Raw genomic sequence first — 19,654 nt, 5'->3', positions numbered from 1 at the left:
ACTATTGGTATGGCAAATTCGTTCTAGAAATAGTACGTATCTAAATCCTTCCATATGAAAAAGATTATCCTAGCCATTATTGTATTTCAGTTGATTGCCTGTGGAGAACTGCAACAGGTAGTGAACCAACTCCCTCAAGGTACTACTGGAGGCACTTTAGACGTTGCTGCCGGTCTTCGAGAAGCATTGAACATGGGAATTGACAAACAGGTTAGCAAACTAACACTTGAAGATGGCTTTTTAAAAAATGAACTTGTGAAAATTCTACTTCCTGAGGAATTGCGGAAAGTAGATAAAACGCTTCGCGATGTAGGGCTAAGCAAATTAGCTGATGAAGGCCTCAAAGTCTTGAATCGCGCAGCAGAGGATGCTGTTGGCGAGGCCACACCCATATTTGTAAATGCTATTAAAGGAATCACCTTTAATGATGCAAAAGGAATTCTTTTGGGAAGTGATGATGCCGCAACGCAATACCTTGTTAGTGCAACGCAGACAGCGTTGTACGCAAAGTTTAATCCGGTAATTCAAAATTCATTCGAAAAAGTTGGCGCAGATAAGATATGGAACAACTTGATAACAAAGTATAACAATATTCCGCTAACAAAGAATGTAAATCCTGATTTGACAGATTACGTGACGCAAGAAGCTTTGAAGGGTGTGTATACTATGATCGCTATAGAAGAAAAAGAAATACGCACAAAAGTATCTTCGCGTACCACTGATCTATTGCGAAAAGTTTTCGTGTTACAGGATTAATGTTAAAATTATTCTTGCTGCCATATACTATTCTTGTTTTTAGCACGTTTTAATTTTAGAGAACCTAAAATAGTATTTGCAAAGTTTCCAAAAACTTTTTAGTACAAATTTGAGTTAGTAATTTTTTGAGTTAGTTAGTTAAAACCGGTGGGAGCACCGGTTTTTTTTTGTGCTATTGACACACAATTTAACTTTTATTTTGAACTATAAATAAACTGCATTTAAGCGAAAAACGCAGTATTTACTTACACTTTAAGCAATTTGCTATAGGTAAACTATTATCGGGGTTTACTTTTTTTAAGTTTTTTTTAAGATTTCATTTTTATTTAATCAGTAATTTGAGAGTGGCTAATTCATCAATCAAGCACAATGAGACAATTAGGAATAGTAATCGCATTCTTATTGGCTATACAACAAAGTTTTTCTGCTGTACCTATCGCATTTGAAAATAGTGTTCGCTATAGTCAATTACAATCTTCCGAGACGCATTTGTTTAAATCAGACGAAGCAAAAAATTTCTTCGCAACAGTGGTTAACACCTCAAATTTTATCTTAGAAGAAACCAATACAAAACGTAATCCTGTTTTGAAGAACATGGTTTTAACCCCTTTGATATTCCACAGTTCAAAACTGCCTATTAAATACCTTAAAAAGTATTCGTTAGCCGAATTCAAAACTACGATTTTACCAAATCAGGCGTATTCAAATTTGGAAAATTCGCCAGAACTTAAAGTAGTACCTTCACAGTATGCACCTAAGCTCAACACGCTATCTTTCATATACTTGTATGTTGCACTAATCGGTTTTTACATTGCAATTATTCTTCACTTCAACAAAAAAGTCGATCCAACGGCCAAAATGTTGATCAGCAGCTTCATCTTTATTCACTCTGTTTTCATATTTCATATTTTCTTAAATATTACTAGCTACCAGTATCAGTTTCCACATAGCTATCGAATATCTACCGTATTTTCCTTTTTATACGGACCCTTACTCTACCTGTACTTTAAAAGAATAACACAGCAATACAAATTCAAGAAAATTGACTTACTACACTTTCTACCGACCTTGCTGTTTGCACTTTATCTACTACCAAGTTATATTATGAGTGCCAATCAGAAATTGGAGATAATGCTTGGTCGGATAGATGTTGGCAGAAGTTATTCAGATATAGCGATAATTGCCTTAAAACTAATGTCGTTGTTGATTTACGGTTACTTTATCAGAAGGTTATATCTGGCCTCAAAAACGAACACGCATATCAATAAGGAAAATGCCCGTTGGCAGAAGAACATTTTTGTAATTCATATACTCTATGTCTGCTCTTACCTGATATACGGCTTACTATTAGGTAATAATATCACCTTCGGATTTTTGTTTCACATGCAAGTAGTTTGCATGGCATTAATGGTGATGTATATTGGATACTCAGCCAACGTTCAACCTGATGTATTCAACGGCTCGTTTACCTTTAATAAATTGTTTTATAAATACGAAAAATCTGGCCTTACCAAAAGCCTATCACATGAATTAAAAGAAAACCTTATCTATCTGTTTGATCACGAAAAAATCTATAAGGAAAATAATATTAGCCTAGAAACACTTTCCGTTTATTTGAACACTTCTAGGCACAATGCTTCGCAGGTCATCAACGAACATTTTAAAATGAGTTTTCACGAGCTCATAAATAGCTATAGGATTCAAGAGGCTAAAGAAATGCTAAATAGTGACAAGCAGAAAAACCTGAACATAATAGACATCGCTTACGAGGTAGGTTACAACAACAAGGTAACATTCAACAAAGCCTTTAAGAAGGACACCCAACTAACCCCTAGCCAATATCAAAGACTCGCTATTAGTTCTTAGCGCTGCTAGGTAAACCCATCGTAAACTTTTATCGGTAAAGGAAACGTTTATAAGATTTTCCTACGAATTGCTCCAATCTTTTTAAATTGATCCTTCATCAATCAAATTGTAAGACAGCAGCTCTGAGGTTATACTCCTAGAAGTCATTTCTTCTTTCTCATTTTTAGAGTAGTTTTTGAATTAGTCATCAAAACCCACTCAGGGCTGCAATTTGCAATTTCACTTCGAATTCAAAACAATACTAAGCTCCATATTTTTAATAATAGATTTTCATCTGTCTGGGAATAATTTTCAATTATATATGACAGCAAGGCAGGCGCAACGCCGTGATTCGATTTACCTATACAACAAAACAAAGATGTATTGTTATATTTTCTAAATCTTCAACCATTCCCTACTAAAAAGTAAACGAACCGTAAACTTTCTTCGGATAAGTAAATGTTTATAGGACTTTCCCAAAAAAATGTTAATAGCCCTTTACTTTGACCCGTATGGCTAATTGATGTAAAACAACTTTAACAAATCAACTTTTTAATTTCTGAACACGCTCCCAACGTTGTTGTATTCTCACTATCCCAAACAAGTGCAAGAATATACCGTCAGTTAAAAAGCTGTTGCACTAAGGCTACACTTTACATTTTTGGTCATGCTTAATGACTAATTAAAAATAAATCTATTATGACAAAAAAATGCAATTGGTTGTGCATACTCTTATGCCTATCATTATCGATGGGATTTGCGCAAGAAAAAACAATTACAGGAACTGTTACCGATCAGGAAAATGTACCCCTGCCCGGAGTCAACATTCTGGTAAAGGGGACTACAAATGGAACACAGTCTGATTTTGATGGCAATTATGAAATTCAAGCAAGTACGGGAGACGTCTTAGTCTTTTCGTATCTAGGTCAAAGTACAATTGAACGAAGAATAACAGAATCTAATACTTTAAATGTTCAAATGCAAGAAGATGCGGAGGCACTTGAAGAGGTTGTTGTTATCGGTTATGGAAACCAGCAAGAAAAGAAAATTATTCAAAACGTTGCCTTGGTTAAGGAGGCAGCCATAGAAAACCTTCAGGTAGTATCCGCAGATCAATTATTGCAAGGTCAGAGTGCTGGAACTCAAGTGGTAAACGCCTCAGGTGTACTAGGGTCTGCTGCCGTAATAAGAGTGCGTGGTGTGAATTCCATTAATTCTGGTAGTCAACCGTTGATTGTTATTGACGGTGTTCCTATTACTGATACCGAAGGTAATACATTAAACCGTGGTGGTAATACTGACATCAACCCACTATCTTATGTAAATCCTAATGATATCGAATCGCTTACAGTTTTGAAAGATGCAGGGGCAACTTCAATTTATGGATCTAGAGGCGCCAATGGAGTAATCTTAATTACTACGAAAAAAGGGAAAAGAAATTCTGAAACCAGGGTAACCCTAGATGTAAGTAGCCAGTATTCAGAATCTACCGATGTTCCTGAAATACTGACTGCAGATGAATTCCGTCAGTTTAAATCGGATGTTGCTACGCTACAAAATGGCACGCCAACTTCTCCAGAAGATTTAGGGCTTGGAGCATTAGGTTCTGGCGGCACAGATTGGTTAGGGGGAGTTCAACGTACAGGTATCTCTCAAAATTATAATCTCGGTGTACGTGGCGGTGGCGAAAAAACTTCGTTCTTTTTCGGCCTTGATTATCAAGATGCACAAGGTTTTATAATTGGAAATGATCAGCAACGAGCTGGAGCACGTATTAACTTAGATACCGATGTCACACCCTGGTTAAAGGCTGGTATGAATCTAGGTATTACCAACAACAGATTGGCACGTGTTTTTATTGAAAATGAGATTGACGCCCCTTTTACGACCGCCTTTTTACAAAGTCCTGTGGTTCCTGCGTATGATGACGAAGGTAATTTCGTGCAATCAGGTTCTTTTATTCCGAACATATTTGCTCGAGTTGCTTTAGATGAGCGTGAACTTAAAACCTTTAGAGTAATTGGAAACGCATTCACTGAAATCACCCCTTTTGAAGGGCTCAAGTGGCGCTCCGAATTTGGTTTAGACCGACTAAGTGTTGAAGAAACCACTAGAGAAGCAGCATTTAATAATCCCGGTGGTTTGGCCCAAGTGGTGAGCGTTAGAGAAGAAAGATGGTTGACCAATCAAACCCTGAATTACATTCCGAATTTAGGAGAGGATCACAGTGTAAATATTTTACTGGGGCTGAACTACGAAGAAACCCTAAGAACAAGGCTGAACGTTTCATCAACTGGTTTTTTGACTGACGGACTGCGAAATTTAGGATCAGGATCAACACCTACAGTTCTTAATGGGGATCGATTTCCATCGCATTTATTTGGACTTTTTTCAAGACTGTCATATGACTATAAAGGGAAATATCTCGTTGAGGGTTCTATTCGAAGAGATGGGTCTTCTAGATTTGGAGCCAACAATCGTTTCGGATATTTTTGGTCAGCCGCCGCCGGATGGGTTCTTTCGGAAGAATCTTTTATTCAAGATCTAAATTTCTTTGACTACCTATCGATTCGAGCAAGCTTAGGTACTGTGGGTAACGACCGCTTGGGTACCTTCCCTTCATTAGGGTTGTTTAACGCAGGGGCAATAGGAGATTATAACGGTGAATCAGGAGTTATACCCAATCAACCAGCCAACCCAGATCTTAAATGGGAAGAAAGTGAAACCCTAGATATCGGATTCAAATCTACCTTTCTAAAAGGCCGGATCACCTTCAATACATCATACTTTAAAAAAACCACAAGTGATCTCTTGCTGAACCAGGTTTTACCCCCTCAAACAGGTTTTGCTTCTATCAGCCGAAATATTGGCGAAATGGAAAATTCTGGGTGGGAGTTTGAGCTAAACACCGTGAACATCAATAAGGAAAACTTTAGATGGAGAACCAACTTCAATTTAACGACTATCAATAACCAAGTTCTTACGCTAAACGCCGATGCTGCAACAGATGCACAAGGTAGAAGAATTATCGATGGGCCTATACAGCGTGCCATCGAAGGAGAGTCGTTGAACAACTTTTTCTTGATTAGATACATTGGTGTAAATCCACAAACAGGAGATGCAGAGTGGCTTGATGTTGATGGTAATGTAACTACAAATCCCGGTACGGGAGATCGTGTTGTTACCGGTAGTCCATTACCAGATTTTTCAGGGGGTATGACTAATACCATTAATTTTAAGAATTTTGATCTATCTTTTTTAATCAACTATTCTTACGGCAATGATGTTGTTATTGACGGACTTCGATTCGCTGATGGTAATGATGCCATTGGTGGTATTGTTAATATTAGGAAGCAAAATCTAAACTTTTGGAGACAACCTGGTGATAATGCCTTTTTACCAAGTCCCACTAGTTCTACATTTAATTTATTCAATCAGCGATCTACGCAACAACAATTAGACGCTTCTTATCTCAGATTCAAAAACATCACCTTAGGCTACAGTTTAAGTCAAAAAACATTAGACAACTTAGGAGGTATTTTTAAAGGAGTGCGCTTTTATGCGACAGCAACTAATCTATTCACCATAAAGTCAGACGAAATGAAAGGAATAGATCCGGAGGTAACTGATGATATAGATCCATTATTCCAAGGCGAGTCGTTCTTTACTGCGCCGCAAGCGAAGTCGTATTCTTTCGGAGCCAGATTAACATTTTAAAAAAATAAAGCAATGAAAACATATAAAAAAATAGTATTTCTCTTCAGTTTTGCCTTGATATTTTCATGTGAAAATCGACTTGACGTAATTCCTGAAGATAATGTTGCATCGAGCACGGTATTCAGCAGTTTCGCTACCATTAATGGCGCAGTTGTGGGTATTTATAGTAAGAACCAAAGTGGTGATTTAAATGGAATGGCACAACTGATGTCAGATTTTATGTCAGACAATGTTAATTTTGTGGGTAGTTTTCCATCTCTTCAGGAGGTAGACCAATTTGCAACTTTAGCTACAAATACGTCCATTGATAATATTTGGTTGGATGGTTATGAACTAATAGGTGCGGCAAACAGTATTATCGTAAACCTACCAGAAGTAACAGAGGTAACCGGATTGACAGATGAGGATAAAACACGGTTCATCGGGGAAGCCAAATTTTTAAGAGCCCTTACCTATTTTCAATTGGTAAACTTGTTCGCACAACCCTATCAATTTTCAACAGGATCTAACCTTGGCGTTCCTTTAGTTACCAAACCTTTTGAAGGGGGAGATATTGCTGAATTCCAGTTAGAACGTTCATCGGTTAATGAAGTACATGCGTTTATTGAACAAGATTTATTAGATGCTATAGCCGCACTTCCCGAAGAAAATGGGCTTCGAGCGGAGGCTGGAGCTGCGAGAGCTCTCTTGGCAAGACTATACTTATATAGAGAAAATTGGGCAAACGCTGCTAATTTTGCAGATCAGGTCATAAGCTCAGGTAACTATGCGCTTGCGGCAAATTATGATTTTTATGATGCCAATCCGGGCTCTTCTGAAAACATTTTTGTAGTAGTCAATACACCTACTGATGGCCCACAGGAAAATGCGGGTTCAGACGAAACCTATGTTAACTTCTACAATCCCTCGCCCGGTGGAAGAGGTGATGCCCCCTTTAGTCAAGACCTTATAGATGCTTTTGCTGCAGAGGCAGGAGACAGAAGATTTGACGAACTGTCTGCTGCAGCTTCAGATGCGGGAGGTAACGACACCTTTTTTACCACAAAATATCCAGATGTGGTGAACAATGCTTCTGATGGTATGGTTTTGAGAATGACCGAAATGTATTTGATCAGAGCTGAGGCCAACTTCCAAGATGGAACCGCTGTAGGTGATTCACCGTTAAACGACATCAATCTATTAAGAACAAGGGCTGGTTTGACAGCTTTAACTACTGTGGATTTAGATGCCATACTCCTGGAAAGAAGAAAAGAATTGTGTTTTGAAGGTCATCGAAGAATGGATTTGTTACGAAACAATCTAAACCTAAGACCAGATAATGGAGCAGTTTCTGCACCTGGAGCAAATAAGGTCATCTTTCCTATTGTAGAAGATGAAACTACGAATAACCCCAACATTACTCAAAACCCAGGTAATTTTTAATCTCTTAATAGTTAGTGCAAAATAGAGAGAAAAGGCCACCCGACGAATTTTTGTTTGGTGGCCTTTGTGTTATAAGTGTAATAAAAAAATAGGTTATGAAATTAAAATATCTAGTTCTTGTTTTGGCAGTTGTTGGCACCTCTGTTTCCGCACAAATACAACAGGTTAATAATGGAAGTTTGAATGAATTGGTTTTTTATGTAGGCACTAACAAGCCTAAGTATGACGCTGAAGCAGAAGGTTCTCCATACCTAAATGAGGAATTTGCACCTGCGCGAATAAATGGAATTGAAGAAACACAGTTCGTACGTTTTAATGCGGTAGAAAGTACAATCGAACTGAAAGACGAGGACAAGATTTTGACCCTCTCCAATGCGTATAGCTATTCCATTAAACTGCTCAATGGTTCTGACCAAACCTACGAAACGCATTCGTTTAGCAACGAAGATGGAACGAGTGGTATTTCGTTTTTTGAAAAACTTTATGTCTCTAAAAAGTTTGCACTGTACCAAAAAGAACGGATTATCTATACCGCTGCTAAAAAAGCAAAAAGTAGTTATGAGCAAGATTTACCTGCAAAATTCAAGAGAGGACGTACACTATTTTATATTACCGATCCTAAGCTAAAATCTACAGGGCTATTGGAGTTTCCAAAAAAAAAGAAAAACCTTTCTAATCTTTTTGAAAAGCAGACCAAACCAATGGAAAAATACATTAAAAAGGAGGGGTTGAAAATGAACAGCACCGAAGACATCATCAAAATTATGAATTTCTACTATGAACGCAATTAGTTCGTTGCCGCAGCATGATCTATTCAAGGCTTGTCCCCCTCTTTTTAATTGTAAACTCAGCGTAAACTTTCATCGGAAAAGGAAACGTTTATAAGCATTTCCTAACAATACGTTAATACCCACTTTCTTTGATCTTAAGAATGACTAATAAAACTATAAAGCAACCCTGAACACTTTACTTCTAAAAGAAACTTCTGTCTCAATTTTTAGGGTAATTATTTGAATTAGCTATCAAAATAATTCAGGGTTGCAATTTATAGCAACACTCAAAAACAACTTTTAAACTCAAAAAGAATGAAAAAAAAATGTAGATGGCTGTGCATGCTTTTATTTCTACTAATTTCTATAGTACAAGCACAAGAAAAAACAATTACAGGAACTGTTACAGATCAAGATAATGTACCCTTACCTGGGGTTAATATACTTGTTAAGGAAACTACACGCGGAACACAATCAGATTTCGACGGAAACTATGCCATTAGCGCAAGTGCGGGAGAAATTTTGGTTTTTTCTTATTTGGGGCAAACTACTATTGAACGTACGGTAGGCGCCTCCAATACCATTAGTGTTACCATGCAGGAAGATGCATCACAACTTGAAGAGGTTGTGGTAGTAGGTTTCGGTACACAATCAAAAAGGCTATTAACTGACAATATTGCGAAAATCGATTCGGACCAAATCGGAGGTATTGCAACGCCTAGCCTACAGAGTTCTTTGGTCGCAAAGGCACCAGGGGTTCAAATCACGCAGATAAATGGTAAGCTCGAAGGTGGGGTTAAGGTAATCATACGTGGTCTTTCATCAGTATCCGCTTCGCAAGAACCACTGTATGTAATCGATGGTATTGAGATGAACAACAACAATATCTCATCGATTCAATCAAATTTAAATCCGCTTTTAGCATTGAATCCAAACGATATCGAATCTATTGATATTTTGAAAGATGCCTCGGCAACAGCAATATTCGGTGCAAAAGGAACAAATGGAGTTATCTTGATTACTACAAAGAGAGGTAAGGAAGGAAAATCGACCATCTCGATAGATCTATCGTCAAGTTATGGAGAACCCACCAATAAAAGAGACTGGTTAAACGCCTCACAATATATCGAACTGCTCCAAGAATCTGCTTTAAATAGCGGCTTTTTTGCTGATCAGGCTGAATCTGATGCATGGGTAGATACCAGATTACAGCGCTATCAAGGAGATCAAGATTATAGAAATCTAGATACCGATTGGCAAGAAGAAGCTTTTCAAAACAGCTTCGTACAAGATGCCAATATTTCCTTTACTGGAGGCAACGAAAAAACGAAAAGCTTTTTATCCGCATCATATAACGATTCTGAAGGTATTGTTCGCGGCAACAGTTTAGAGCGTATAAGTATGCGGTCTAACATCGACCATAACGTTAACGATTGGTTAGATGTAGGGCTTAATTTGGGCTATAGCAGCACGGTAATTGACAGAATTTCGGGGGACAATTCTTTTACCACACCATTGCAGGCTATAGCTCAAGTGCCCACCTCACCAGTAAATTTATTAGATGGAGATATAAACGGGAATACGCTGTATGCAAACTTCTTACTTCAAGACAAACATTCTTTCCGTTTGACCAAAAGACGTCGACTGCTAACGAAGTTCTTTGCAGAACTAACACTGCATGAATCACTAAAATTCAAATCAGAAATCGGGTATGACTATCTCAATCAAACAGTTGATAGAAATACAGGAAGATTAGCTCCTTTTCAATCTACCAACGGCCAGACTTTCGCTTCTGACGACGGTACCGAGATTATCTCTACGAACAACTATTTGACCTTCAACAAACTTTTTGGCGAATATTCAAATGTAGATTTTGTTCTGGGAGCTAACTACACGCGCTTTAAAAATCGCGCCACTTCAGTAACGGGAGACGGTTTTCCCACTGATAATTTTAAATCCGTTTCGAGCGCTGCCACAATTTCAGCAGGTACAGGAACTTTTTCGAACTGGGCACAAATATCCTATTTTGCTCGGGCCACTTATGATTACAAAAACAAGTACATCTTAAAGGCAAGTATACGTCAAGATGGTTCATCGCGTTTTGGTTCCAACAATCGTTTTGGATACTTTCCAGCAGGATCATTAGGATGGATCGTTTCGCAAGAAAACTTCCTCAAAGAATCTAACGTTTTGTCATTACTAAAATTCCGCGCGAGTTGGGGTATCAATGGTAACACCCCTATTACCAACTTTCCAAGTTTAGGGCTCTATGGAGGAACCAATTACAACGGTCAGTCAGGACTTGAATTTACGCAAGGAGAAAATCCCGATTTAAAATGGGAAGAAACGGAACAAACCAATTTTGGTTTAGACTTTGGTTTTGCTAACAATAGAATAAGCGGTGAAATCGACTATTACGTCAAAAAAACCAAGGATCTTTTGTTTTTCACCAGAGTACCTTTTGAAGCGCAAATTCCTTCGGCTCGAGTACTTCAAAATATTGGTAACCTAGAGAACAGCGGATTTGAATTTGTTTTGAATACTACCAACATTCAAACAGAGAATCTTACTTGGAAGACCAGTTTCAACTTCGCAACAAACAAAAATGAAATCACCAGTTTACCCAATGCCGAAGATCAAATAACAGGTAGAAACATTCTTAGAGAGGGTGAACCCATCAATTCCTTTTTTATGGTAGAGTATGCTGGGGTTAACGCTCAAACTGGAGATGCGGAGTTTGTCTTGAATACCGAAAATGCCGACGGTACGTTGAACAAAGGGGTGACCAATGATTTTTCACAAGCTGAACGGGTTGTTGTAGGCAATCCAAACCCTGATATTATTGGAGGTTTTTCGAGCAATTTGAATTATAAGACCATTGATTTTTCGTTCACTTTTCAAGGCCAATGGGGCGCGCAATTATACAACAATGCCGGGCAGTATCAAGAAACTGGTTTTGGTAATGGCCTCGATAACCAAGATGTATACGTTTACAATAACAGATGGCAAAACCCTGGTGACATAACCGATGTTCCTCAGGCGCGCCTTTTTACTAACAATGGACATTCAACTAGCACACGCTATTTACAAGATGCCGACTTCATTCGTTTACGAAACTTGACCCTTGGGTACTCATTACCTAATCAAGCGCTTGAACGCATAGGATTGAGTAGGGTACGTGTTTATGTCTCCGGTTTAAACCTACTTACCATAACCGATTATAGAGGGTATGATCCTGAATCATCCAACGATGATGGCAATACCAATACCAACGTGGGAAGCACCTTTTATTCTTCTCCACCGGCAAAGGTCTATACCTTAGGGCTCAATCTCTCATTCTAAACAAAAAATAAAACAAATGAAACATATAAAATTTTCAATCTCATTACTCCTTTTACTGGTTTTTGCATCCTGCGAAAAGGAACTAGACTTACAGCCGCAACAGAGCATTGGCATTGATGCGGCCACCGCAACACCTGAAAACATAAACGGGATTTTGTTAGCGGCCTATGATATTGGTAGAAATACAAGCCCAGATAACCTAGCCCCGCTCTACAATGGTAATTATAGCGGCTATCTAAATATCTCTTCTGAGTTACTAGGAAATACCGATCAAGTAAGTTGGAACGGTACCTTCGATTATCTAAGGGATATATTCAATAAGGCACTGATCAACAATAACACCGGAGCCTTGAATATATACAGCGATAGCTATGCGATTATGGGACATGTAAATACAGTCTTAGCCAATCTAGATAAGTTTGATGACGCTGCAGAAAGAGATCGTGTGGAGGGCGAAGCGAAATTCTTAAGAGGAATTGTATATTTTGATATGGTTCGCTTTTTTGGGCAGCAATATAACCCTGCGGGCAACAATTCGCAACTAGGAGTTCCTATCATACTTACACCGCCTGATGTAAGCATCAGAATCGAACGAAACACTGTTGAGGAGGTTTATACCCAAGTAATTTCCGACCTTACCGATGCCTTTGCCAAATTACCAGATGACAATGGCGCTCGCGCAGATAAATACGCCGCACAGGCGATCTTGGCAAGAGTATATTTACAACAAGGCAATTACACCGGGGCAAGAGATGCCGCTGACAACATATTGCAAAACAGTGGACACAGTTTAACCGCTACCTTTGCCGAAGCATTCGATACAGATGACAATCCTTCGGAGACAATTTACTCTTGGGTGATTACACAACAAGAAGGTACCAATATTTCAAATACGCATTATGCCACTGAGGCTCTTGGAGGTCGTGGAGGAGATATTGCCATTACACAGGCATATCTCGACAAGTTTGATTCTGATGCAGATCAAAGAAGAAATTTCACCTATCCCGGAGAAGGTGTGAGTACCGGTTTGTTATTAACATCGAAACATGTTAGACAGTTTGCAAATGCAACTCCAGTTCGAATTGCCGAAATGCATTTGATTCGTGCAGAGTGTAATTTCAGATTGAATTCATCAGTGGGGCTAGCACCCTTAGACGAAATCAACGCACTTCGTGCAAGATCTTCTGCCCCAGCATTAGGTGCGCTGACCCTTGATTTGATTTTAAACGAAAGAGAATTGGAATTGGCTTTTGAAGGCTTTACACTGCACGATTACAAAAGAACACAACGCAATATTGGAACGCTTTCTTGGGATGACAACAAGTTGGTATTTCCTATTCCACAATCTGCACGTGATAGAAATCCTTTGTTAGAACAAAACCCAGGGTACAATTAAATTCAAATCTTATTAAAAAAAAGCGACCAGTTCAATTGAACTGGTCGCTTTTTTTTAATCCTGCGGTGGCTTATTCAATTCGTTTATACAAACCGTCAAAGGCGATGTTGACTACGTTATCTTGTTCCAATATCTCCCAAAGTTGACGTACGCTTCCATCTGCATTCAATGTCCATGTAATTCTGTTGCGATACTGCTTGCCATTGGTATGGGTAAACTCTTCGGAAGAGAGAATCATTTTATTACCTACCCTATTTCCCTGTAACTTCAAATGCCTTCCAGAATTATCCACCCAAAGCTGTTCCCACTGTGTTGTTTGTAGATTGTAAAAATTCAGGCTTGTGCCTGTTGAACCGCTTGAACCCGTCCAATTCTCCTTGAGTATGCAGCCCGTTTGAATCTTTTCGATGGTATTTGTTCCAGCTATAGTGCCATCGGAATTCGTAACCTCCCATTTGCCCTCCCAAAAATCGAAAGCCTTGTGATGCTCTGTACAACAAGCGCATGAATCTGATTGGGCTGACACCAATAGACTCAAGAACATAAAAGTAAAAATTAGTACGTGTTTTAACATCTCTTTGTAAGGATTGTAGTGTCTAAAAATACATGAAAACTTAAAAAGACTATACCTTAGACAGCAATGCTTTTTGCTGTTTCAATGTCTTCTGAACAAGAATGGATTCCCAACTAATGTCAGCTACATAATTTATAACCAAACGATTGAATATCTGTGGTTGTTCAACATTTACAACATGTCCACAATCCTCTATGGTGATTAAACTTGATTGCGTATGTTTATCTACTATTTTTTTGATCGATGGCAAAAAGAGGTAATCTTCTCCTCCCATCACATATAGTGTGGGAATTTTAATATCGGCAGTTCTAAAAAAGCGCAGCAACGGATTTATTTCAGCCGTTAATTTGAACCATCTGATAAATTCTTTCTGATACAACTTTTTGGCTTCCCTTACAAAAAGTAGTCGTGACTCTTTATGATTGCTATTGGGCATGATCACGAAAGCAAAAAATTTGTAAAGCCATAAATAGGGTACGATTGACTTGAAAATAATTCCCAAGCGAATCAAAACCTGTGATCTAAAATTAAGCTTCATTATGGCTCCGCCCATAACCATGCTTTCAACCATATCAGGATAACGCTCGGCTATATTTCGAATGAGGATGGTACCTAAGGAAATGCCGATAAAATGTGATTTCTTGATTTTAAGATGATCTATGACCTCAACAATATCATCTGTAATGGAGTCGAAGGTATACTGATCGTTAAAGGCATCTTTGAGTGAAGGTTTCGAATTGCCATGCCCACGCAAATCTAATAGTAGTACGTTAAAGTGCTTTCGAAACTCGCGCACTTGTTTAAACCAAATGGAAGAACTTCCCCCGGCGCCATGCACGAAAGTCACCCAAACATTGGATTCTTGGTGGAGATATGTGGTATAGCTTAGCAAAGTGTTCTCTGTTGTTGCTAAAAAGGGCAACATCGCAAGGTATAAAAACTTTTATTAGACGATTCCCTTTTAACGGATTATTTAACACAATCAACGAACTGTAATGAAATAGCCCAATGCGAAAGTGTTAAGAAATCGTCAAAAGAACTGATTTTTAGTCAAATATGACGATCCTTTACGTCTAAAAATGTATTCTGCCCGTATCTTTATAAGAACAAAGTATAAGACTATGGAAAAGCAATATTGTAGAGTAGGTGCAGTTACACCTATCAGCAACGGACGACAGGCCATCCACCTTTTGGAGTATCAATACCAAAATTTTATGGATAGGGCATCAAGCATCAACGACGCAAAACTTGTAGAGTATTTTGAAATTAAAGCTCAAAAAATCAAAAAGATTTTAGAGAATCTGGTATAATCATTTCAGCTTCCCCAATTCCTCAGCCATTAGCATTTGAATCTTTTTTGCACTAGCTGCAGCGGCCTCCGCAAAATCGCTGTTATTTGAAGTGTAGATTATTCCCCTAGAGGAATTTATGAGCAATCCTACATGACTATTCATTCCGTATTTACATACCTCCGCTAAACTACCGCCTTGCGCTCCAATTCCAGGAACCAGTAAAAAACTGTTGGGAACCAATTCTCGTATTTCAGATAAGTAGCTAGCTTTGGTAGCACCAACTACATACATCAAATTTTCAGCATTCGCATATGTTTGCGATGTTTCTATTACTGTTTTATACAATTCCTTTTCACCAACCATCTTGGTTTGATAATCGTAGGCCCCTTGATTCGAAGTCAAGGCAAGAAGTATGGTATGTTTATTTTTAAACGCCAAAAATGGTTCTACAGAATCCTTGCCCATATAGGGAGCGATGGTTACCGAGTCGAACTCTAAATCTTCAAAAAAAGCCTTTGCGTATCGCGTTGAAGTGTTTCCGATATCTCCGCGCTTTGCGTCGGCAATAGTAAATATGCTCGGGTGATTTGTATTCAAGTATTCTATTGTCTTTTCCAAAGCCCTCCAACCTTTAATTCCGTAAGCTTCGTAAAAGGCTGTGTTTGGTTTATAAGCAACGCACAAATGGTGCGTAGCATCAATAATTGCTTTATTGAAAGCAAAAATCGGATCTTCCTCTTCTAGTAAATGAGGGGGAATTTTATCCAAATCAGTATCTAAACCAATACAGAGAAAAGATTGTTTTTTATTGATTTGTTCTACTAAGGCCGCTGTAGTCATAAATAGATGTCTCCTTAAGCGCCGTCGAGAGAATCGAACGGAACAACTGATGTAATATTAATTTAAAATGTCTCTGAGGCTTCTTTCAGCTTTTCGGTGTTTTCTACCAAACTAAGTTCATCGACAATTTTTTGAATATCGCCATTTATGATATTCTGCAAATCGTAAAGCGTAAGTCCGATACGGTGGTCGGTCACCCTACCTTGAGCATAGTTGTAGGTTCTAATTTTCGCAGAACGATCTCCACTACTTACTTGAGAATTTCGTTTGGCCGCATCTTCCTCCTGCTTCTTAGCAAGTTCTAAATCATACAAACGCGAACGCAAAACCCTAAAAGCCTTGTCTTTGTTTTTATGCTGCGATTTTTGATCTTGGCATTGCGCCACCAACCCTGTAGGAACGTGTGTCAACCGAACCGCAGAATACGTAGTGTTTACCGACTGTCCGCCCGGACCAGAAGAACAGAAAAAGTCAATTCGAACGTCTTTCGGGTCGATTTGCACATCAAAATCCTCAGCTTCAGGAAGCACCATCACCGTCGCAGCACTAGTATGCACACGACCTTGAGTTTCCGTTTGAGGTACACGCTGTACGCGATGAACCCCAGCTTCGAATTTGAGTGTTCCATAGACATCCGCTCCACTTACTTCAAACTGAATTTCTTTGTACCCACCACTTGTGCCTTCGCTTAAATCGATCACATTGGTTTTCCATCCTCTCGATTCACAATATTTGGTGTACATTCGGAAAAGGTCTCCTGCAAAAATACTTGCTTCGTCTCCTCCTGTACCCGCTCGTATCTCCATAACGACATCCTTGGCATCTTCAGGGTCTTTGGGAATCAACATAAACTTGATTTCTTCCTCTAATTTTGGGATACCTTCTTTCGCTTCCTCCAATTGCATCTTGGCCATTTCTATCATTTCAGGGTCACTACCATCGGCAATGATTTCCTCTGCCTCCTCTAGGTTATTGGTAAGTTCGATATACTGATCGCGCTTTGCTACAAGATCTTTCAGATCGCTATACTCCTTTGTCAATTGCACATAGCGCTTTTGATCTGAGATAACATCAGGCTGAATAATCAGGTCTGAAACCTCATCAAAACGCTGCTTTACAATATTTAATTTGTCAATCATAATCTGGTGTCACTTGGAGTGCGAATTTACGATAAATTTGTACATTTAAAGATATCGCAACCATTTGATGCAGCATATTTTCAATTTCAAAACACTTCAACTCGGTTTTCATTTTTACAGAAAGTTTCTGATTACTTTCTTGCTGATCACCTTCGGTTTTCTGTTCTTAAAAATGTCATTATCATTAATCATCACCCTGAAATTTTTCCTCATCGGAATTTTGTTTGCCTCCCATGTCGAACCCAGCTTAAAACAAAAATTGATTTTTTATAAAAACTTCGGAATTTCCTCTACCATATTATTTATAACTTCTTTTTTCCTAGATACCGTAATTACTATTGTTCTAGTATTAACGCTAAACCAATTTTGATACTAGAAATCGACAGCGTTGAACTAAGCTTTGACCAGAAGAAAATTCTTTATGGGGTCTACCTAAAAGCTGAAACCGGGAAAGTAACAGGGATTCTAGGAAGGAATGGCAGTGGTAAAACCTGTTTGCTGCGAATTCTCTTCGGAGATCTAAATCCAAAATATAAAAACATTCGCATAGATGGCAAGTATCTAAAAACAAAACTGTTCACTACCAATAGCATTGCATATCTACCCCAGCACAAATTGCTGCCGGGCAATCTTAAGGTAAGGAAAGCATTCGCTTTATTTCGTGTGGATTGGCATGATTTTATTGGTCAATTTGATTCCTTTTCAAGCTATGCGGATAGTAAAACGTCTGAGCTTTCCTCTGGTGAGCTTCGCGTTGTTGAAACCTATCTTATCCTAAATTCCGGCAAGGAAATAATTCTTTTAGATGAACCCTTTTCTTTCGTAGCACCTACATATGTAGAAAAGTTCAAACTTATGATTCAGGAAAAGAAAAAAGAATCTGCAATACTCGTTACGGATCATTTCTATCGTGAAATTTTAGATCTAGGCGATACCATTTATCTATTAAAAAATGGATCTTCAAAATTTATACAATCAAAAGTTGATTTAGAAAATGAGGGATACATCAATTTTAATCTCCAACAAAGGTAGTACCCAAAGAAACAATAAATGCATTCAACCCATCGCTGCGATCGTATTTGTTAACGCGCAGGTCTAAGGTCTTCAAGCCGAAAGTAAAAATCTTTGCCTTTGCGAAAATGTCTTTATAGCGAATTCCCATTCCGTATTGATTGGCATCATATGCCGACAGGTCATAATCTGAAGTGTAGAAATCAAAGGTAGACTGTGCCACATCTTTGGCATAAAAGTAATCGGCAGCAGTTTGGGTATAATAGCGATAAACAGGATATATCGTAAACCGGTCACTTAATTTTATGGGTATCTCAAGGTTGGCCGTGTGTGCCGTAATTCCCCAATCATCGGTGTAGAAGCGATAGTAAGTTCGTAGAATAAATCGATCGCTCAAATAATAATTCAGTCGTGCACCGATGGGTATTTTAAAACGGGTGTCGGGGAGCCGCTCTACATCGTCTGCCAACTGAAAATCTTCAATAAAAAAGTTCGAGGTGTCACCAAAATATACGCGCTGAAAAGGAGTGCTCAATAATCCATTTTGGGTAACCACATCCATAAAAACAGCTCCTTGTAGGCGTTTGCCTAAGATTTGAGAAACACTTAAAGACAGGGAATAGGAGTTTCTAGTTTCTTTTTCAAAAGCGTTGAAGTTCGGAGCGTAGGTTCCATTTCCCATAATTCTTGAATCAAAAAATCCATCTCTCAATTCTATGGGGTATTGGGGGTTCCATTTGTCTAAATACACTTGGGCATTAATCGAAAGTTCGGTATTCTTTTCATTAAATAATCGGGTATAGCCTCCACCAAATCCGACAGAGAAATAATCATACTCTGCAGAAACGTAAGCCTTAGCCGTAACAATTGAATTGCGGTCATCAGAACTGTGCGAGTACGCTGGACTAAAATGCGCAAGTACGTCTTGACGAGATGCTCCTGAGGAAGCACTAAACGGACTCGCATTGCGATTCGCATCACCATCAAACGGATTTACATTGCTTGAAGATGCAGAAGTATAAGCCGATATGCCGGCGTCAACAGTTATGATGTCATCTTCACCAATCGGAATTCGCACTACTATACTCGAGGTAGCGTCGGTCAATTCTTCGGTGCCTGCCCCACCGGTTACCGCTGCATTCTGGCCATCTTGACCATAATAGCTAAACAACAAGTCTATTTCGGAAGCTTCTAAGACCCTTTTTTTATACGCAGTATCCTCTTGGGAGAAGCCCGCGAAAGCTATCAAAAGAAAATTAAAAAGTAAAAACTGTTTCAAAGATGGGATTCTTAAATTAGAAAAGACTTTTTTGAAGTTAGAACATTTGCAATTTGTGTTAGTTACAACCACAGCCTCCCCCACTCTTTCCGCCATTTGCCCCTGCAGCTGCTTCACGGTAAATCTGGAAGTTGGTTTCAAAACGCTCCATGCCCTTGGCCGACAATAGCATTTCCTCATCATTGAGATACACTTTTTCGTATTCTTTTACCGCTACACAAGACACCGAGGTTAAAGCCAAACATAATATAAGAAGTACTTTTTTCATATG

General features: G+C 38.7%; 15 protein-coding genes. 9 read left to right on the top strand and 6 right to left on the bottom strand.

All coding sequences use genetic code 11. The features are described from left to right. Positions 1-54 precede the first annotated feature (54 nt). From ABJN95_RS19205 to ABJN95_RS19175, 7 genes are all read left to right on the top strand, one after another. Positions 55-756, top strand: a complete 702-nt coding sequence (locus ABJN95_RS19205; RefSeq protein ID WP_348372859.1) for a DUF4197 domain-containing protein — start codon at positions 55-57, stop codon at positions 754-756. Positions 757-1,125: 369 nt separating this feature from the next. Further along, complete coding sequence (locus ABJN95_RS19200; RefSeq protein ID WP_348372858.1) at positions 1,126-2,622, top strand: helix-turn-helix domain-containing protein; 1,497 nt, start codon at positions 1,126-1,128, stop codon at positions 2,620-2,622. Between the two features lie 678 nt (positions 2,623-3,300). After that, positions 3,301-6,318 (top strand): TonB-dependent receptor, encoded by a 3,018-nt coding sequence (locus ABJN95_RS19195; protein ID WP_348372856.1) that lies wholly within the window; start codon positions 3,301-3,303, stop codon positions 6,316-6,318. 12 nt (positions 6,319-6,330) lie between these two features. Further along, complete coding sequence (locus ABJN95_RS19190; RefSeq protein WP_348372854.1) at positions 6,331-7,740, top strand: RagB/SusD family nutrient uptake outer membrane protein; 1,410 nt, start codon at positions 6,331-6,333, stop codon at positions 7,738-7,740. A gap of 95 nt (positions 7,741-7,835) precedes the next feature. Next, positions 7,836-8,531: a hypothetical protein gene (locus ABJN95_RS19185; RefSeq protein WP_348372852.1), complete on the top strand. Its 696-nt coding sequence runs from the start codon at positions 7,836-7,838 to the stop codon at positions 8,529-8,531. Positions 8,532-8,825: 294 nt separating this feature from the next. Then, entirely contained in the window at positions 8,826-11,852 is a 3,027-nt protein-coding gene (locus tag ABJN95_RS19180; protein WP_348372851.1) for a TonB-dependent receptor, read from the top strand. Between the two features lie 16 nt (positions 11,853-11,868). Continuing rightward, positions 11,869-13,248, top strand: a complete 1,380-nt coding sequence (locus tag ABJN95_RS19175) for a RagB/SusD family nutrient uptake outer membrane protein (RefSeq protein ID WP_348372849.1) — start codon at positions 11,869-11,871, stop codon at positions 13,246-13,248. Positions 13,249-13,318: 70 nt separating this feature from the next. Here the strand turns inward: ABJN95_RS19175 and ABJN95_RS19170 are convergent, their stop codons facing one another. Together ABJN95_RS19170 and ABJN95_RS19165 are read right to left on the bottom strand one after the other, a co-directional pair. Next, complete coding sequence (locus ABJN95_RS19170) at positions 13,319-13,792, bottom strand: hypothetical protein (RefSeq protein WP_348372848.1); 474 nt, start codon at positions 13,790-13,792, stop codon at positions 13,319-13,321. A gap of 79 nt (positions 13,793-13,871) precedes the next feature. Further along, positions 13,872-14,714: an alpha/beta hydrolase gene (locus ABJN95_RS19165; RefSeq protein ID WP_348373222.1), complete on the bottom strand. Its 843-nt coding sequence runs from the start codon at positions 14,712-14,714 to the stop codon at positions 13,872-13,874. A 229-nt stretch (positions 14,715-14,943) separates the two neighbouring features. Here ABJN95_RS19165 and ABJN95_RS19160 point away from each other — a divergent pair, with 229 nt between their 5' ends. Beyond that, on the top strand, positions 14,944-15,132 hold the full coding sequence (locus tag ABJN95_RS19160; RefSeq protein ID WP_348372846.1) for a hypothetical protein: 189 nt from the start codon (positions 14,944-14,946) through the stop codon (positions 15,130-15,132). Here ABJN95_RS19160 and pyrF read toward each other — a convergent pair whose 3' ends face one another. Both pyrF and prfA read right to left on the bottom strand, forming a co-directional pair. Next, positions 15,133-15,954, bottom strand: coding sequence for an orotidine-5'-phosphate decarboxylase (gene pyrF, locus ABJN95_RS19155; protein WP_348372844.1), 822 nt, complete (start codon positions 15,952-15,954; stop codon positions 15,133-15,135). A 62-nt stretch (positions 15,955-16,016) separates the two neighbouring features. Beyond that, entirely contained in the window at positions 16,017-17,093 is a 1,077-nt protein-coding gene (gene prfA / locus ABJN95_RS19150) for a peptide chain release factor 1 (protein WP_348372843.1), read from the bottom strand. Positions 17,094-17,459: 366 nt separating this feature from the next. Here prfA and ABJN95_RS19145 point away from each other — a divergent pair, with 366 nt between their 5' ends. Next, entirely contained in the window at positions 17,460-18,125 is a 666-nt protein-coding gene (locus tag ABJN95_RS19145; protein ID WP_348372841.1) for an ABC transporter ATP-binding protein, read from the top strand. On the opposite strand, the gene ABJN95_RS19140 is transcribed toward ABJN95_RS19145, so the two are convergent. Then, positions 18,106-19,383: a DUF3570 domain-containing protein gene (locus ABJN95_RS19140; RefSeq protein WP_348372839.1), complete on the bottom strand. Its 1,278-nt coding sequence runs from the start codon at positions 19,381-19,383 to the stop codon at positions 18,106-18,108. The genes ABJN95_RS19145 and ABJN95_RS19140 overlap by 20 nt on opposite strands. Before the next feature lie 58 nt (positions 19,384-19,441). Further along, on the bottom strand, positions 19,442-19,651 hold the full coding sequence (locus ABJN95_RS19135) for a DUF4266 domain-containing protein (RefSeq protein ID WP_348372838.1): 210 nt from the start codon (positions 19,649-19,651) through the stop codon (positions 19,442-19,444). Positions 19,652-19,654 lie beyond the last annotated feature (3 nt).

Origin of the sequence: Maribacter sp., from assembly GCF_039974175.1 — a bacterium.
Taxonomy (GTDB): Bacteria; Bacteroidota; Bacteroidia; order Flavobacteriales; family Flavobacteriaceae; genus Maribacter_C.
Note: the sequence above shows the minus strand (reverse complement) of the source record. Positions and strands in the feature narration are given on the sequence as shown.

Bases quoted from the DNA above. Each gene is read 5' to 3' on its own strand.
- ABJN95_RS19205 (WP_348372859.1), top strand. From the start codon at position 55: ATGAAAAAGATTATCCTAGCCATTATTGTATTTCAGTTGATTGCCTGT.
- ABJN95_RS19200 (WP_348372858.1), top strand. From the start codon at position 1,126: ATGAGACAATTAGGAATAGTAATCGCATTCTTATTGGCTATACAACAA.
- ABJN95_RS19195 (WP_348372856.1), top strand. From the start codon at position 3,301: ATGACAAAAAAATGCAATTGGTTGTGCATACTCTTATGCCTATCATTA.
- ABJN95_RS19190 (WP_348372854.1), top strand. From the start codon at position 6,331: ATGAAAACATATAAAAAAATAGTATTTCTCTTCAGTTTTGCCTTGATA.
- ABJN95_RS19185 (WP_348372852.1), top strand. From the start codon at position 7,836: ATGAAATTAAAATATCTAGTTCTTGTTTTGGCAGTTGTTGGCACCTCT.
- ABJN95_RS19180 (WP_348372851.1), top strand. From the start codon at position 8,826: ATGAAAAAAAAATGTAGATGGCTGTGCATGCTTTTATTTCTACTAATT.
- ABJN95_RS19175 (WP_348372849.1), top strand. From the start codon at position 11,869: ATGAAACATATAAAATTTTCAATCTCATTACTCCTTTTACTGGTTTTT.
- ABJN95_RS19170 (WP_348372848.1), bottom strand. From the start codon at position 13,792: ATGTTCTTGAGTCTATTGGTGTCAGCCCAATCAGATTCATGCGCTTGT.
- ABJN95_RS19160 (WP_348372846.1), top strand. From the start codon at position 14,944: ATGGAAAAGCAATATTGTAGAGTAGGTGCAGTTACACCTATCAGCAAC.
- pyrF (WP_348372844.1), bottom strand. From the start codon at position 15,954: ATGACTACAGCGGCCTTAGTAGAACAAATCAATAAAAAACAATCTTTT.
- prfA (WP_348372843.1), bottom strand. From the start codon at position 17,093: ATGATTGACAAATTAAATATTGTAAAGCAGCGTTTTGATGAGGTTTCA.
- ABJN95_RS19135 (WP_348372838.1), bottom strand. From the start codon at position 19,651: ATGAAAAAAGTACTTCTTATATTATGTTTGGCTTTAACCTCGGTGTCT.